The sequence below is a fragment of the Streptomyces sp. NPDC050743 genome (genome assembly GCF_044456925.1).
GTDB lineage: Bacteria > Actinomycetota > Actinomycetes > Streptomycetales > Streptomycetaceae > Streptomyces.
In genome coordinates this window covers 1-15,693 of sequence record NZ_JBITGJ010000134.1, presented here as the reverse complement: position 1 = coordinate 15,693, position 15,693 = coordinate 1, and the positions used below count along the sequence as shown (strand labels likewise).

Here is a 15,693-nt window from a genome sequence, read left to right as displayed (position 1 = left end):
CCGGCCGCCGGAAGGCGCGGTCGCAGGGCGGGTAAAACCGTCAAGCCTGCCGCAGCGATGTAGGCAGGAATCTCCTTCCCGAGGCTTGCCGAGGGAAGGGGAGAGCTTCAAGGTGATGGTGCCGTCGTCGGCATAGACCATGCCGACGGGCAGCGGAAGCCTCAGGTCACCGCGTTCGGCGGCGGCCTTGCGGGCGCCGTGCAGGCGTCCCGCCAGGATGTGCAGCTCGGCCTCGCTCATCGTGGACTTCAAACCGAGGACGAGACGGTCGTTGAAATCGCCCAGGTCATAGACGCCGTCGGCGTCGATCAGGAGGGTGTCGGTCAGGCGCGAACTCCAGCAGCCGGCCGAACTCGGCAGAGGAGCGGGCCAGCCGGGAGACCTCCAGTCCGAAGGCCGCGTCGGCCTCGCCGAGGCAGACCCGGGCCACCAGTTGCTGGAATCCGACCCGCAGCCCGGAGAACCGGCCCGAGGTGCGCCCAGGTCGGCGTCGACGACGCCGATGTCGGACTCTGCCCAGCGCAATTCCCTCGCCCGGTCGGCCAGCCCCCCGTACTGGCGGGCGGTCGACTCGGTGTTCTCCCGCACCTGCAGCAAGGTCGACTGCCGCACATAGATCAGCGCCAGCCTCGACCGGTGCGAGGGGGGTGATCTTCTGCAGTCCGCTCATCGACACCCGCCTGACCGCGCACACATGAGTCGACCATGTTCGCCACCAGCAGCGCGGCGGTCCGCGTCCAGTCCTCCACCGCAGTCACCGCCCGTCACCGATGCTCGGGCACCCAAGGCCGCGAAAAGGCGGGTGCCCTTCACGACGATCCTTCGTCTCCCGGCTCGATGCCACGCCTCGTGAGGGCATCTACCAGCGCAGACAGCGCACCGAGCCCGGCGGTCGCAAGCCGGTGCTCGTCCGGAGCAGGGCCGCGGTCTGTCCACGCCTGCGGGAGCGTCACCGTCACACCGTCACCGGCAGTGCAGATGAAGGCCAGACCGCTGGAGCGACGCACCGTGCGGCACACCCGCAACCGGCGCCCCGACAGCGGATGATACGGATGCGTGACCAGCAAGATGTCCTCTGACCACTCAACAACCAAGATCAGCCGTTAAATCGACACACCTGCGGCCGGTGACAACCCCGAACGCCTCGACGGCGAGGCGTCCTTCGCCGCCCTGTGCGGCACCAGCCCGATCGACTACGAGAACGCGTACTGGGCTGGCCTCACCATGGGACTGGCGCATAGGAAGGACCCCACAGTTCGAGGGGATTGACACTCGTCAACACGGTAATCCGCGCATGGAATTGAGAAGGAGAGTCGAAAGAGGCTGCAAAGTCGGTCATGTCGATGGATGTCGAGGCGGTCTGGTTCGAAGATCGGTTCAAGGAGAAGCCGCCGGGGGGTGCCCCTATGGGTTTCGTCAACCCGTGGGGGCGGGTTGGGGGTCGTAGAAGGTGCCGTCGCGGAGCATCGCGTAGAGCACGTCGGCTCGGCGTCTTGCGAGGCAGAGAAGGGCTTGGGTGTGGTGTTTTCCCTGGGCGATCTTCTTGTCGTAGTAGGCGCGGGAGGCCGGGTCGGCCAGGGCCGCGAACGCGGAGAGGAAGAAGGCCCGTTTGAGCTGCTTGTTTCCTCTCCGGGAGGGTTGTTCTCCGCGGATTGAGGATCCGGAGCTTCGGGTCGCCGGGGCGAGTCCTGCGTAGGCCGCGAGGTGGGCGGCAGTAGGGAAACTGCTGCCGTCGCCGACGTCGATGAGGATCCTGGCTCCGGTCCTGACCCCGATCCCGGGCATGGAGGCCAGGACTTTGGATAGAGGGTGGGTCTCCAGCAGTTCCTCGATCCGGGCGGCGAGGAGTTTGCGCTGGTCGAGCACGGTTTTCAGCTGGTTGGCGAGGCTGGGGACGATCAGCGCGGCGGCGTGGGTGCCGGGAACGACGACGGTTTGTTCGTCGAGCGCGGCGAAGACGTCGTCGACCAGGCGCTCGGCCATCCGCGGGGCTTTGGCGCGTATCAGATTGACCAGCCTGCGGCGTCCGGCCTTCCTCAACTGGGCGGGAGAGCCGAACTGGTCGAGTATCAGCAGCACAGCAGGATGCTGGATGCGCGGGCCCAGGACCCGCTCCAGCGAGGGATGGATCTGGGTGAGCAGGCCGCGCAGCCGGTTGCTGATGCGGGTCGCCTCGCCGGCGAGGTCGTCGTCGAAGCCGACGATCATTTCCAGCTCGGCGACGGTCTCGTCTTCCAGCTCGAGGGCGCGGAGCGTGTGGGGCATGGCGCGGGCTGCGTCCGCGATGATGAACGCGTCGCGGGCATCAGTCTTGGCCTCACCGGGGTAGAGATCGGCGATCCGCCGCATGGTCAGGCCCGGCAGATAGGCCACCTGGCAGCCCGTGGCTCGGGCGACGGTCAGGGGCAGGGCGCCGATGGAGGCAGGCTGGTCGACGACCACGAGCACGGTGCCGTGTTTGGCCTGCAGTTTCTCGAAGAGTTCCCGCAGCTTGGGTTCGCTGTTGGGTAGCCGCTTGTCGAAGGCTTTCTTCCCGGCCGGAGTGACGGCGGTGGCGTGGTGTTCGCCCTTGCCGACGTCCAGGCCCAGGAAGGCGCCGATGTCACTGGTGTCGATCACGTGCGTCCTCCGGTCGAGCGTCCCGGCCTCACCCGCGGCACCAGCTGCCGGCATCCACATTACGAAGAGCCTCCCAAGTCCCTTGCGGGAACCGGTGGTCATGCCCCTGACTTGTTGAATCGACCCCAGACGCCCGGTCTGCAGCCGTAGCGTCCAGGGTGCCGGTCGGCACTGGCTCGCATAGCTCCTTGCCGTCCTTGTGGGCTGGCTCTTGATTAGCGTGCCGCCGCCGTCCGGCACCCGCGCGGTGTGGCTCGACAGAGGCATGAATGTGCGTGATCGCTACTTCAAGTCAGGGTGCCCACCGCACACCTCTGTCCCATCAAGCACCAGGTCAGGATGCGCGTGATCACCATCGGGATCGACCCCCACAAGTCCTCGCACACCGCCGTCGCCATCGACACCGCAGGCCACAAGATCGGTCAGCGGAAGTTCGTCGTCAATGCCGGAACCTTCGGCCAGCTCGTTCGGTGGTGCGAGCAGTGGCCCGAACGCCGGTTCGCGGTGGAAGGCGCCGGCGGCCTCGGACGGACGCTCGCCCAGCAGCTGGCCGCCGCGGGCGAGGACGTCGTCGACGTGCCCTCGACCTTGTCAGCCAGGGCACGGCTGCTGGCCACTGGAGGTGACCGCAAGACCGACCCCGCCGATGCGCTTCACGTCGCCCAGGTCGCGCTGTTCCGCACCGACCTGCGCAAGGTCACCGCAGAGGATCAGTCCACGATCCTCCGCCTGCTGACCGAGCGGCACAACGACCTGGTCAACGAGCGCACCCGCACTATCAACCGCCTCCACGCGGTCCTGCGTGACCTGCTGCCTGGTGGCGCCCCCCACCCGGCTCTCGGCCGACAAGGCCGCCTCCTTGATGAAAGGCATCCGGCCGGTCACCGCGACGGACAGCTGCCGCCGCGACATCGCCCGCGATCTACTGGCCGACCTGCGCCGACTCGACCGTCAGGTCGGGGACAACGAAGCTCAGATGCGCGACGCTCTCGCCGCCTCCCGGACCAGCCTCATGTCGCTGCCCGGACTCGGCACGGTGCTGGCCGCGAAGGTCCTTGGCCACATCGGCGACATCAGCCGCTTCCCGACCGAGCACCACTTCGCCAGCTACGTCGGAAGCGCGCCCCTGGACGCCTCCAGCGGCAAGAACGTCCGCCATCGCCTCAACACAGGCGGCAACAGGGCTCTGAACAGCGCCCTTCACATCATCGCCATCTGTCAGATCCGCGATGGCGGTCGCGGCCAGGCGTACTACCTCCGCAAGATCGCCGAAGGGAAGACGCCCGCCGAAGCCCGTCGGGCGCTCAAGCGCCGCTTGTCCAACGTCGTCTACCGGATCATGAAACGCGATCAGAGAACCCAACTCGCCACAGCCGCTTGACACACAGAGGCGCTAATCAGCGGTCTACCAGTGCCTCCGGGACCGGTGACACCACCCCCCAGATCATGGTCAACAGGGGGGACCAGTCATGCCGGGCCCGGAGGCCGGGAACCCCATTGCGGGGCCGATCAAGAAGGTAATGGGGGTGCTGCAGTGTGCAAGCCCGGTGAGGGCGATGCTGATGTCAGGCCAGGGTTGAGAATCGTTGCACCAGCGAAACCACCAGCGCCACGAGGAGCGGCAGCGAGAAGAGGAAGCTGCGCTGCAGCCAGCGCTGCTGTCGTGCTCCGGGCGTCACCGCCACCCGCACGACCTCACGCACGGCCAGCAGGAGCATCAGTGCCACGGCCGTCAGCGCACCCACCACCGACCACGGCGTCCATGTCACTCGCGGGCCGTTCGGCCCCGGATCGGCGTTCGCCGGCTTGCCGTCCGGCTCCTTGCGCAGGGCATAGATCGTCGCGTCGTCGTTGGCGAAGGCCCTCTTCAGCTCCTGGCGTTGGTCCAGGGTTCGGATGAGCCGGGTCTTCCAGGTCGCCGAGTAGCCTGCGTTCAGTTCGAGACGGACCGCCTGGCTCTCGTTGATCATCAGATACGAGCGTGGGCCTGCGTCCTTGAGCGCCTTGACCAGGTTCGACACCAGCATCGGATCGGTGGGCGCGGGGGTCGGGACGTAGTGCACCTTCTCCATGTCGCGCGCGCCCCACGGCAGGGCGGGCGTCACGTCGTGCGCCGTGTCTTTGCTCATCCACAACAGACGCACCGTCGGATCGTCGCGGGCATACACGTAGTCCATCGCCGCGACCTCGCCGGTCTGCACACGCTCGAAGGACTCGTTGCCCCACCGCACCACTAGAAAGCCACCCATCAGCAACAAGCCCACCAGGAGCACCGCCAGCGGGGTCAGCCTGACCCGGACGCGGTTCCGCTCCGCCGCGGTGACACTCGTGTGCGGGAACAGCGCGAGACCGGCGAGCAGCGCGGTGCCGGGCAGGGCGAACATGAAGACGCGCAGCGCCATTTCGCCGCCGTAGGACTGCATGCCGAAGCCGAGGAACGGCGCGAAGGCGAGCACGGGTAGGGACCGCTCGCGATACTTGGCCCCGCGTCGGCGCCACCAGCCCCAGCAGGCCATCGCCATGACACCGCCGGCGAGCACCAAGCGTGCGTACAGCACGCGTTTGTGGGCCGAGCTGCCGCCGTTAATGCGTCCGGACACCGATGAGGACACATTGCTGCCGACGCCACCGAAACCGCCGAACAGCTCGTTGAAGTGGCCCGACCAGTACGGCTCGGCGACGAAGCCCACCCACACGGCGACCAGCACCGCGAACAGTATCGGAAGCCCGCGCAGTTCGCAGCGGCCGAGCAGCACAAGGGCGGTGAGGACGCCCAGCATCATGAAGGGCGTGAGCTGGTGGGCCGAGACGGTCGCCCCGAACAGGCCGATCACGACGAGCAGCAGCACCGTGCGCTGGCGGCGGTTGGCGGGCTTGACCTCCACCTCGCCCGGGCGCAGCCCGGTCCCCAGCACGCGCGGGGGCTGGAACCACACCAGCAGCATCGCGACGAAGACCAGATACAGCAGATAAGTGAAGCCCTGGGGGGAAAAGTAGTCCTGGCCAACCCAGTTGCCCATGACGAAGATCCAAGCGCCGGCCCACTTGGCGCGCCAGCCTGCCCGGATGGAGCGCATCAGCAGGAACATCGGTGCCAGATAGAGGAGTTGCATGACGACAGGCCACCAGCGAATGACCTCGGTCATGTCCGTGACGCCGCATGCCTGGGCGACGAAGGCGGCCGCGGCGAAGAAGCCGGGCCAGCTCCAGCGTGCGTCCAGGTAGGGCAGGGCGGAGCCCGTCCTGTCGATGTATTCCAGGAAGCCGAGGTGCTGCCAGGCCGTCGCGAACCGCGGCTCGGTCTCAATGACCGCGGGCAGCGCGTGCAGCGACACCACGGTCGCAAGAAGCGCGGCCAGCAGCAGCAGCCGGTGCTGCCGGTCCATCCACAACAGCGAGGCGAAGACGACGGTCAACAGGGCGGCGCCCAGCAGGGTGGGTTCGGGCAGGACAGATACCAGCCCGAGCCCGTCCATGCGGTCAAGGTCGCGGTCGTGCAGACCTAGGGCGGGCAGCCAGTACAACCCGAGCGCGGTGGCCAGCAGCACGGCCACCACGGTGGCGCCCGCCGTCACGCGCGCGTGCCCGGCGCTGTGAGGGAACGGATCTTGCGACGCATCACCCCGGGCCTGCTCGCCCTTCCTCGCATGCCGGCCCTTCTTCGCTCGGCGGACCTGCCAAGTCCGCCGGGCCTTTGGGGTGCACCTGGCCTGCGGGATTTGCCCGGATTGCCGATTCTGTGGGGGTTCCTTCGCATAGGAAGGCACCTCCGCCGCAGGAACACTCCCTGGTCCCGGCGGTGCCGTTCCCTCCTCCCCGCCTTCCGGCTTGTCGAGGGGCGGGGACGCCGCATGCGGTTCGTTCTGCGGCACGGGCAGCGCGAGGGAAGGCCTGCCGGTCCGCGTCGGGCGGCGGTCCGCGGCGTCCGTGTCCCGCCGCGGGCCGTTGGGCGAGGGCGTCCTGAAAGCAGGCGTGCCAGACCTCGGCTGCGCCTCGGGTCTGTGCTCGAGGTGGTCAGCGTCGGGCTGGACAGCGAGCGTCAGGGTGGTCGAGTCGAGGGAGGTGCGCAGTGCGCGGGCTGGTCCGCGGTGCGTCATTCCCTCACGGGGCCGCGTCGCCACATCGGCGGTGCCCAGGTCGGCCAGTTTCCCGTCCAATGCCGCGGAAACGGTTGCGGAGGGGCCGGCCCGGACGATCCGGTAGAGCCCGGGCGTTGCGATGGCCACGATCACCGAGAGGCTGCAGACCTCCGCAACACCCGCACCGGTCAAGCCCATTCGGGGGAGCAGCAGCAGCGTCAGCCCCAGCACCAGCACACACAGCAGGCCCTGGAGGTAGGCGAGTCCGGAGGTGCGGCTCTGTGCGCGCAGCACTGCGAAGTAGATCTCCATGACGACCCGCAGCAGCGCGCCGACCGCGAACCAGCGCAGCAGCGGGGTCGCCGCGTGGGCGTAGCCGTCACCGAAGACGTGCAGGATGAAGGGGGCCCCGAGGAACAGCAGCCCGCACACCGGCAGCATGATCCGGGCCATGCGCTTGAGCGCGGCCCGGGTGTTGGCGGCGAGCCGCGCCGGGGCGTGAGAGCCCTCGACGGTGAGCGAGGCGCCCATGTTGATGGCGAGCATGTTGACCGTGCTGCTGATGGTCAGGGCGATGTAGCAGTACGCGTTGTCGGCCGAGCTCACCTGGGCGGCGACGATCACCGGGACCAGGTAGACCACGGCGAGCGAGAACAGCGAGCCGGTGCAGTCGCCGGCCAGGAACCGGCCGATGTCGCGCAGCGTCGGCGGCTGGGTCTGGCCCTGCGTCGCCCTCATGTGCTGCGGCACAAGACGCCGGAGCACCAGCCAGCCGAGCGGCACTGCGGACGCGGCGATGGATGCCACCCACGACACGAAGACACCGGTTGCGGGGAGGGCCACCGCCAGGGCGACTAGCAGCCCCAGCTTCACCGCGGAAAACACAGTGTTGCCGACCGGCACCCACAGCGCGCTGCGCAGCGCCGTCAGCACAGAGTCCTGCAGCGTAAGCAGTGACCATGCGACCACGGCGGCGATGAAGCCGAGGCCGCTGAGGAGCCCGTGCAAGGAGCGGTACGAGGGGCCCCATAAGTCGAGCGTTAGCAGGAAGGCAGCTGCGGCCAGCGCCACGACCACCGAACTGGCCGCGTAGGTACGGAAGATCAGACGGCTCGCGGTGCGGCCCGCCACCGGAAGGAAGCGGGTCAGCGCGCCCATGAGGGTTGTCGCGGTGAGCCCCGCGAGGAGCTTCATTGCTGCGATTGCCGCGGAGCCCCGGCCGACCGCGTCCTCCGTGTAGTAGCGCGCGGCGGCAACCCAGAAGCCGAGGCCCAGCACCGCACTGATCCCGGTGTTGAGCATCAGCGCATAGGCGTTGCGGAACAGTTGGTTGCCGCCGCCAGAACCCCCGCCCCGTTCGAGCGGAGGCAGCTTCCGGCCGGCTGTCGGCTGCGGCTCGGCCGTGTTGGCCACGGAGGGATCGGAGGAATCAGTCCGAGCGGTGGTCGCGTCAGACACGGGTCCAGGTTGCCTTCCGGTAAATCTTTCGGGCTCTGCGGACCACGGCGTACCCCTTGGTGAGGGCACGGTCCCCGACGAACGTACTGGTGATGGCCCGGCCGTGGGCAAGCCGTGCGAACTCATTGATCGTGGTGGTGCGGCGAACGGTCACGCGCCGCAGTGCGTACGGTCCCTGACGGCGCCGCGCCAGGGCATTGCCGACCGCGAGGGACTGCGTGAACCCGGCCTCGCGCACGGCGCGGCGCACCCTGCGGCTCGAATATCCGTACGGGTACGCAAACGAGGCGGGCGGGGTGCCGAGTTCGTCGGCTGCGATGTCCTTGCAGCGCAGCAGTTCCCACCAAAGCGCCTCGTCCCCGAGCTGGTCCAGCTGCGGGTGCGTATGGCTGTGCCCACCGACCTCCACTCCGGAGTCGGCGAGTGCGCGGACTTGGTCCCAGTCGAGCATGGTGTCGAGGCCGCCGCCGGTGTCGTGGGCGCCCCGGATCCAGCCGGTCGCGAGGAACAGCGTGGAGACGAAGCCGCATTTGGCGAGCACGGGCAGGGCGTGCCGGTGCACGCCTTCGTAGCCGTCGTCGAAGGTGATCAGGACTGGGCGCTGCGGCAGCGGTCGCGAGGACCGCCAGGCGGCGGCGAGTTGCGCTGTGGTGAGCGGCGTGAACCGGCCGTCCTCGAGCAGCGCCATCTGCTCGGCGAACGCCTCGGGCGCCACGGACAAGGCGCGGGTGGCGAGGTTCGGCGTGTGCGCGATGGAGTGGTACATGAGGATGGGCACGGGTAGGTTCATGCGGCATCGCCTTTGTGCGGGACACGAGGTGCGGTCCCACGGTCGGGCCTGGTAGGCCGACGGTGCGAACGGGCTTGGATGGGGCGTTCGAGCGTGGCGGCGCGGAACTGAGCCCGCGCGGACACGGGCCACGGTCGGCTGGATGCGCGTCTGACCCTGCTCATGCTGCCCCCTTGCTGCCCGGGCTCTCCCCGGCCTCCGCGACGCGGAACGCGACGCCACTCTTGCGCGCGCGGAAGCTGCCGATCACATATCCGCCAGCCGCCAAGGCAACCCCGGTCACGATCGCTCCCGCCCGTCCTGCGCCGGCGGGGTGGGTCAGCAGGGCGTCCCGCAGTCCGCGGGCCACCCCGGCGGGCAGCACCCGGGTGGTGTAGCGGCGTTCGGACTCCAGGCCCTTGTCGGAGCCGACGCTGCGGGCCACCAGCGCCTTGGACAGGCCTTCGGCGTAGGTACGGGTGCGGAAGTACGCGAAGTGCTCGCGCGGCTCGGGCACCCGGTGGTGGATCACCGCACGGTCGTCGATGAGCAGGATCGCGTCGGGTCTGGCCCGGGTGAGGCGGATGCACAGCTCCGTCTCCTCGCAGCCCAGCGGGCGCTTGTTGCCGTCGCGGCCGATGCCCGTGGCGAAGCCGCCCGCCGCCTCGAACGCCGTACGACGGAAGGAGGCGTTTCCGCCGAGGACGTTGCGCACCCGCGCCCGGCCGGGCGGCAGCCCCTTGTAGGTGCAGCCCACCACCCAGTCGAACTCTTCCGGGAACCAGGCCGGGCGGCGGCCCGACGCCCAGATCGGCATCGTTCGGCCGCCGACTGCCATGACACGGGGGTCCTCGTAGCCTTCGGCGAAGTGCTTCAGCCAGTCGCGCTCGGCCATGGCGTCGTCGTCGAGGAACGCGATGATCTCGCCATGCGAGGCGGCGATCCCGGTGTTGCGGCCCGCGGACAGGCCGCGGGGGCCCGCGTTGGCGAGCACGCGGACTTCCTCGACCTCCTTGTACTCCCTGGTCAGCTGCTCCAGCAGGGTCTCGTTGTGGTCCACGACCAGCAGCGTCTCGCGCGCCGGGCGGGACTGCGCCCGTACCGAGGAGACCGCCGCGAGGATGTCCTCCCAGCGGTCCTCGGTGTACACGCAGATCACCACGGAGATGTCAGGGTTACTCAAGACGCCTCTCCTGGAGGCGAATTGAGTACCACGGCGTGAGGCCGCCGGCGCAGCGCGCGCCGGTTGGAGCGTTCCTTGAGGATGACGTTCAGCACCCGGAATCCGTCGCGCGCCGCGCGCAGGTTGCTGGCGCCGTGGATGCGGAGGTACTCGTGACTGGGGATCTCCTGCACCTTGAGCCCGGCCTTGACAACTCTGATGTTCATCAGGGTCTCCACCTCGAAGCCCGTGCAGTCGAGGTCGATCTTGTCCAGGCAGTGCCGCCAGAAGGCGTTGTACCCGTAGCAGAGATCGGTGTAGCGGGCGCCGAACTTGGCGTTGACGATCGCGCACAGCACCCAGTTTCCGAGCTTGCGGATCGGCGTAATGTCCGAGGTGCCACCACCGTTGGCGAACCGCGAGCCCTTCGCGAAATCGGCACCGGAGACTAATGCGGAGACATAAGACACGATCTCCTGACCGTCTGCCGAGCCATCTGCGTCGACCATTACGATGATGTCGCCGGTGCAGGCCTTGAAGCCGGTAATCAGCGCGTCGCCCTTCCCCTTGCCGATCTGGGGGACTACCTTGATACCCGGCCATAGCTCTCGAGCTACCTCAACCGTGCTGTCGGTGGAATTGCCGTCCACCAGCACCACTTCATGAATCCACTTCGGAAGTCTCTTGAAGACGTACGGGAGATTCTCCGCCTCGTTCATGGCAGGGATCACCACACTCACCGGCGGCGCAATCGCGAGGTGGGAAGAGATCGGATGATACTGCCCCGAAATAGGTGCGTTCGCGATCTCAGGAGTCTTGCCGCCTGAGGGCGGCGGCATGGGCGGGTCTTGGCCCGGTGCCGTCAAACGAACATCAGAACTCACGATACCGTCCTCTCTTGTGATGGGCCGCCCATGCTTGGGCGGTCCGGCTCCTCGTCCGGTTGGCGACTCCGCGTCCAGCTCGCGCGTGCCGAGCATGGCGGTTCCTGACGTGAAGGGCATGGACGGGCAGAATCGGATGCAGGGAGCGTCCAATCGCTCCGGACGATCCGTCCAACCATTCTGGACATTCCGGACATTAGTGGGGCGGGTGGTTCCCAACAGAGCGACTCGCGGAGAGCGCTTCTCAATTTCGGCTCTCCTGTCGCTTCCGTGGGTGGGTTCATGCGGTGTGACGGCCTGGTAGGTGTGGGCGGTGTCCGCCGAGGCTGAGCATGGCGAGGGCTATGAGCGCCGTAGGGTCCTTGCCGAACGCGATGCGTGTGATCAGGCGGATCTTGGTGTTCATGCTCTCGACGAGCCCGTTGCTCAACGCCGTATCCAGCTTCATCCGTTTCGTTCTTTCGCAAGTCGAAACGTATCCCGGGTACGGCGTGTTCTCCGTGTCAGGCCAGGTCAGCGACCCACGGAAGCGACAGGGGAGCCTCAATTTCTCCAGGCGTGGATGGCGAGCAAACATTCAGCGAGTAATCGCAGTGAAGATCCACCATCTTGAAGTTGCTGGTCACGGGGCTGGTGTGGGTCGTTGCTCGTGTCCTCGTACTGGTCGTGGGCGGTTGTCTGGCGTCAAGATCGTCTGTCAGCACGTGACTTCGAGGTCGGTCAGGACGAGCAGGGCGCGCAGGAGCGTGGTGGTGTGGGGGACGTGCAGGCGGAGCTTGGTGAGGATGGCCAGTTCTTCGAGTGGGCGAAGGCGTGCTCGCAGGCCGTGCGGACGGACGCGATCAGCTTGTTGACCTGCTTCTTCGCCGAGGTGAGCGGTTTGGTGCGGGCGGCCTTGTAGCCGGTGATGACCACCGGGTTGTCCGGGTCGTCGTCCGGGCCGACGAAGCCAAGGTCGCCGATAGCGCCCAACTCATGGGGGCGCAGGCGCTCGACGAGGTCGTTGTAGCGGGCGGTGGTGATCTCCGAGGGGCGTCCCGGGCGGGCTGCGGACAGCCACAGCAGTCGGCTCCTGTCGTCGGTGAGCGCGAGGAAGAGCAGGCCGTGGGCCTTGTCTTTGATGCCCCTATGTTTGTCAAGCTGCGGACGTGAGGGCTGATGGGGTCGTCAGGTCCCTGGTGGCATGTGATCATGTCGGCGCGGCGGTTGACCCGCCGGTCCACCCTGCACAATTCGGCATGGATACGCGGCACCCCGTGGGTGCACGCACCGGGAGGCGATGTGCAACGCGGTGATCTAGGGTCCGTCTTCAAAGATCATCGGGTGGTGGATCATGGTCAGGTGATACGTCGTCATGAACTCGCCAACCAGGAGTGGGAGTTACTCGCTCCGCTGATACCACGAGCCGTCACGGGGCGGCCACGCGTCGCGGACCGGCAGGTCGTCAACGGCATGGTCTACAAGATCCGGACCGGTGTCTCCTGGCGTGACCTGCCGGAACGCTACGGGTCGTGGAAAACGGTCTACACCCGCTTCCGCCGCTACGCCCTCGCCGGCGTCTTGACCCGGGCTCTGCAGCAGATCCAGGCCCAGGCGGACGCGGCCGGCGACATCGACTGGCTGGTCCAGATCGACTCCACCATCGTCCGCGCCCACCAGCACGCCGCCGCCACCGGCCGAAAAGGGGGCAGCACCACCAGGACGAACCGGACGATCACGCCCTCGGTCGATCCCGAGGCGGACTGACCACCAAAATCCACCTCGCCTGCGACGGCGAAGGACGCCCGCTCGCGATCCTGCTGACGCCCGGCCAACGCCACGACAGCATCTGCGCACGCCCGCTACTCGAACGCATCCGCGTTCCCCGCACCGGCCTGGGCCGACCACGCTGCAGGCCCGACCAGGTCATCGCAGACAGGGCCTACAGCTCCCGTGGCTTCGGCTCCTACCTGCGAAAACGCGGCATCGCACACACCCTCCCCGAGAAGGCGGACCAACAACGGCATCGCTACAACCGCGGCCGCCACGGCGGCAGACCACCACGATTCGACCGGCAGATCTACCGCCGACGCAACATGATCGAGCGCTGCTTCAACCGGCTCAAGGGCTTCCGCGGCATTGCCACCCGATACGAAAAGACCGCCACCTCCTACGAGGCAGCGGTCACGCTCGCTCATTCCTGCTCTGGGCAAGATCCGTTTGAAGACGGACCCCAGTGGGCCAGGGCGTCGTCGGCGGCCCGGCGGCCCGGCGGCCCGGCGGCCCGGCGGCCCGGCGGGCGGCACGGCCAGGCGTAAGAGGAGGACCGGGCCACCATCAGCAGCCGGCACAAAAGAGCAACGCAGTGGGTGGTCTTCTCCGCCTCGATGAACGCGTACACCTCGCTCATCGATCGCTCTCTTTCGCGAAGAAGACCGCCGCTTTTCGCAGCACCTCGATCTTCTCGGCCTGCTCACGGTTCTGCCGCCGCAGCCGACGCAGTTCTTCCCGCTCCGCGCTCGTCAGCTCGCCCGGCGCCCCCTGGCCGCGGTTGATCGTGTCCTGCCTGACCCGGTTCCGCAGTTCCTCGGCGCTGACCCCGATCTCCCGGGCCACCTCGGTGACGGTCTTGTCGGAGGACCGGACCAGCGTGGAGTTGCCCGGCCTGACAGACACCGATGGGCTTGAGAGCTTGACGGTGGGCCAGTGTCGATCACCGCTTACGTCTCGGTCGTGGTCCTCTGCTTGAGGCGTTCGTAGGGGATCTGGCCGTCGAGGTCTCTGGGCGGCGGTGGTAGTTGTAGTAGTCCTCCCACTCGCGCAGCTTGTCATTAAAGACCTCCCGGCGTCGTCGATGATGACGCCGTCGAGCAGCCGGTAGAACGCCGACCGCGAGCGCGGCCTGCCCGTGCACAGGCGAGCCCATGACCAAGCCCAACTCCCCGCCGAAGCTCGCAGGGTCTTCCACCGCCGAACCCCAGTCGCACGTCGTCCGCGGTTGCTTCGGCGGCCGGCACGTTCGCCACATCTTCGAAGAGAACGCTTTGGGTTTCTGATCAACAAGCCACCGACGTCCGGTCGTCGGCGTGTCTGAACGCCGCAACAAGCAAATTTCCGAACAATTCGTTTCATGTACTCAGATGAGCCTCGAACATGCATGGAGGAATGTATGCGACACCGGAAACGACGCCCGTGACAGCCGACGTATCCGCGCGGCCTCTTAGGTTCCTTTCAGGCCGTGGCCTGGGTAGGCGGGCCCTGAATGCCGGGACCATCGGGGGCGACTCCGCGGTGGGGTCCGGGTTTGCGATCGACCCTGCCGTACCGGCCCTGATCGTGAAGATCGGGAACTATCCGCTGCACCATGGCGGGGTGGGAGCCATCCGCAGCCTGGGGAGGCTCGGGGTTCCCATGTACGCCATTACCGAGGACCGCTGGACGCCCGCCGCCGCATCCCGCTACCTGCACGGGCGGTTCGTCTGGCCGACTACCGGGCAGGAGCCGGCGGAGCGGCTGATCGAGGAGCTGCGCAGGATCGGCCGCCGGATCGGGCGCCCCACGGTGCTGATCCCGACCGACGAGGAGTCGGCCGTGCTCGTCTCCGAGCACGCCGACGAGCTGGCCGAGTTCTTCCTCTTCCCGCGTGTGGAGGATCCCGGCCTGGTCCGGCGGCTGGCCAGCAAGCAGGGGTTGCACGAGCTGTGCGTGCAGTACGGGGTGCTCTCACCGCAGGCGGCCTTCCCCGACTCGTACGAGGCGATCGAGGAGTTCGCCGCGGGCGCCTGCTTCCCGATCGTCGCCAAGAACCGGGAGGCATTCGAGCGGCGCCGGAACCCGGCCGTGCCGGGCACCACGCGGATCCAGGGACCGCGAGAGCTGCTGGAGCTAGCGCACGGCTGGGGGCCCAAGCCCGGGGTGATCCTGCAGGAGTACCTGCCCCGGGAGGAGGCAGAGGACTGGATCGTCCACGCGTACTTCGGCGCGGGCGCGGCCGAGCCAGTGGTCTTCACCGGGGTCAAGGTCCGCTCCTGGCCACCGCATGCTGGGATGACGGCCTGCGCGTATGTCGTTTCCAATCCCGAACTCGCAGAACTGACATCCCGGTTCTGCAAGAGCATCGGCTTCCAGGGCATCGCCGACCTCGACTGGCGCTACGACCGCCGGGACAGCCGCTACAAGCTGCTGGACTTCAACCCGCGCATGGGCGCCCAATTCCGGCTCTTTGAGTCGGCAGCCGGGATCGACGTCGTACGTGCCCAGCATCTCGACCTCACCGGGCGCGAGATCCCGCGCTCCGGGCAACGGGACGGGCGCCGTCTCGTCGTCGAAAACATCGACTTGCCCGCGCTCCTCGCCTACCGCCGCAGCGGCTACACCACGCCGCACGCACCCGCCCGCGCCACCGGCACCGAACTGGCCTGGCTGGCGGCGGACGATCTCAAGCCGTTCGTCACCATGCTCGCCCGCTTCGTGCGGCCGGGAGCCAAGCACCTGCTGCAGATGTACCGGTCACGACGTTGAACCACGACGCGAACGGACCCCTCATGACGACGGCGGTCGGCCGTTGTCGGAGCTGGCCCCCTATGGCCTCTCCACTGTTATCAGTCTGCTTGAAGGCTCCCCTCCCTGGAGGGAGGGGAATGCGTCGCCCTCCAGGGCTGAGCGGGGATTTACGGCTCAGGCCGCCGCCGGAGCCGGCGGCTCGGGTGGTCTTACGCCCTCGGCACCGTCCGGGTTCCAACC

10 protein-coding genes and 4 pseudogenes are annotated in these 15,693 nt (G+C 67.8%); 4 read left to right on the top strand and 10 right to left on the bottom strand.

What is annotated here, in order from left to right:
• From ACIBJF_RS47105 to ACIBJF_RS47095, 3 genes and pseudogenes are all read right to left on the bottom strand, one after another.
• A pseudogene (locus ACIBJF_RS47105) lies at positions 1-588 on the bottom strand (hypothetical protein); the annotation flags it as partial.
• Positions 589-809: 221 nt separating this feature from the next.
• Positions 810-1,067, bottom strand: a complete 258-nt coding sequence (locus ACIBJF_RS47100; RefSeq protein ID WP_399183853.1) for a DUF5372 family protein — start codon at positions 1,065-1,067, stop codon at positions 810-812.
• Positions 1,068-1,416: 349 nt separating this feature from the next.
• Complete coding sequence (locus ACIBJF_RS47095) at positions 1,417-2,673, bottom strand: IS110 family transposase (protein WP_399183852.1); 1,257 nt, start codon at positions 2,671-2,673, stop codon at positions 1,417-1,419.
• 285 nt (positions 2,674-2,958) lie between these two features.
• Between ACIBJF_RS47095 and ACIBJF_RS47090 the strand changes: the two are divergent.
• Positions 2,959-3,375, top strand: a pseudogene (locus ACIBJF_RS47090) (transposase); the annotation flags it as partial.
• Positions 3,376-3,595: 220 nt separating this feature from the next.
• Positions 3,596-4,000, top strand: a complete 405-nt coding sequence (locus ACIBJF_RS47085) for a transposase (protein WP_399183851.1) — start codon at positions 3,596-3,598, stop codon at positions 3,998-4,000.
• A gap of 184 nt (positions 4,001-4,184) precedes the next feature.
• Here the strand turns inward: ACIBJF_RS47085 and ACIBJF_RS47080 are convergent, their stop codons facing one another.
• From ACIBJF_RS47080 to ACIBJF_RS47055, 6 genes and pseudogenes are all read right to left on the bottom strand, one after another.
• Positions 4,185-8,156: a lipopolysaccharide biosynthesis protein gene (locus ACIBJF_RS47080; protein WP_399183857.1), complete on the bottom strand. Its 3,972-nt coding sequence runs from the start codon at positions 8,154-8,156 to the stop codon at positions 4,185-4,187.
• Entirely contained in the window at positions 8,149-8,946 is a 798-nt protein-coding gene (locus ACIBJF_RS47075; RefSeq protein WP_399183849.1) for a polysaccharide deacetylase family protein, read from the bottom strand. Before ACIBJF_RS47075 ends, ACIBJF_RS47080 begins: the two co-directional genes overlap by 8 nt.
• A gap of 160 nt (positions 8,947-9,106) precedes the next feature.
• Complete coding sequence (locus tag ACIBJF_RS47070) at positions 9,107-10,108, bottom strand: glycosyltransferase (protein WP_399183847.1); 1,002 nt, start codon at positions 10,106-10,108, stop codon at positions 9,107-9,109.
• Positions 10,105-10,926 carry a glycosyltransferase family 2 protein gene (locus tag ACIBJF_RS47065; protein ID WP_365334929.1) on the bottom strand — a complete coding sequence of 274 codons (822 nt, stop codon included), beginning with the start codon at positions 10,924-10,926 and terminating at the stop codon, positions 10,105-10,107. The genes ACIBJF_RS47070 and ACIBJF_RS47065 overlap by 4 nt, the downstream gene beginning before the upstream one ends.
• Before the next feature lie 325 nt (positions 10,927-11,251).
• A pseudogene (locus ACIBJF_RS47060) lies at positions 11,252-11,413 on the bottom strand (transposase); the annotation flags it as partial.
• A 278-nt stretch (positions 11,414-11,691) separates the two neighbouring features.
• A complete protein-coding gene (locus ACIBJF_RS47055; RefSeq protein ID WP_399183855.1) occupies positions 11,692-12,027 on the bottom strand; it encodes a transposase family protein in 336 nt (111 codons plus the stop codon).
• A 288-nt stretch (positions 12,028-12,315) separates the two neighbouring features.
• Here ACIBJF_RS47055 and ACIBJF_RS47050 point away from each other — a divergent pair.
• Positions 12,316-13,145, top strand: a pseudogene (locus ACIBJF_RS47050) (IS5 family transposase); the annotation flags it as partial.
• 211 nt (positions 13,146-13,356) lie between these two features.
• On the opposite strand, the gene ACIBJF_RS47045 reads toward ACIBJF_RS47050, so the two are convergent.
• Positions 13,357-13,626 (bottom strand): transposase, encoded by a 270-nt coding sequence (locus ACIBJF_RS47045; protein ID WP_399183846.1) that lies wholly within the window; start codon positions 13,624-13,626, stop codon positions 13,357-13,359.
• Between the two features lie 735 nt (positions 13,627-14,361).
• Here ACIBJF_RS47045 and ACIBJF_RS47040 point away from each other — a divergent pair.
• Positions 14,362-15,471, top strand: a complete 1,110-nt coding sequence (locus ACIBJF_RS47040; RefSeq protein ID WP_399183844.1) for an ATP-grasp domain-containing protein — start codon at positions 14,362-14,364, stop codon at positions 15,469-15,471.
• Positions 15,472-15,693 lie beyond the last annotated feature (222 nt).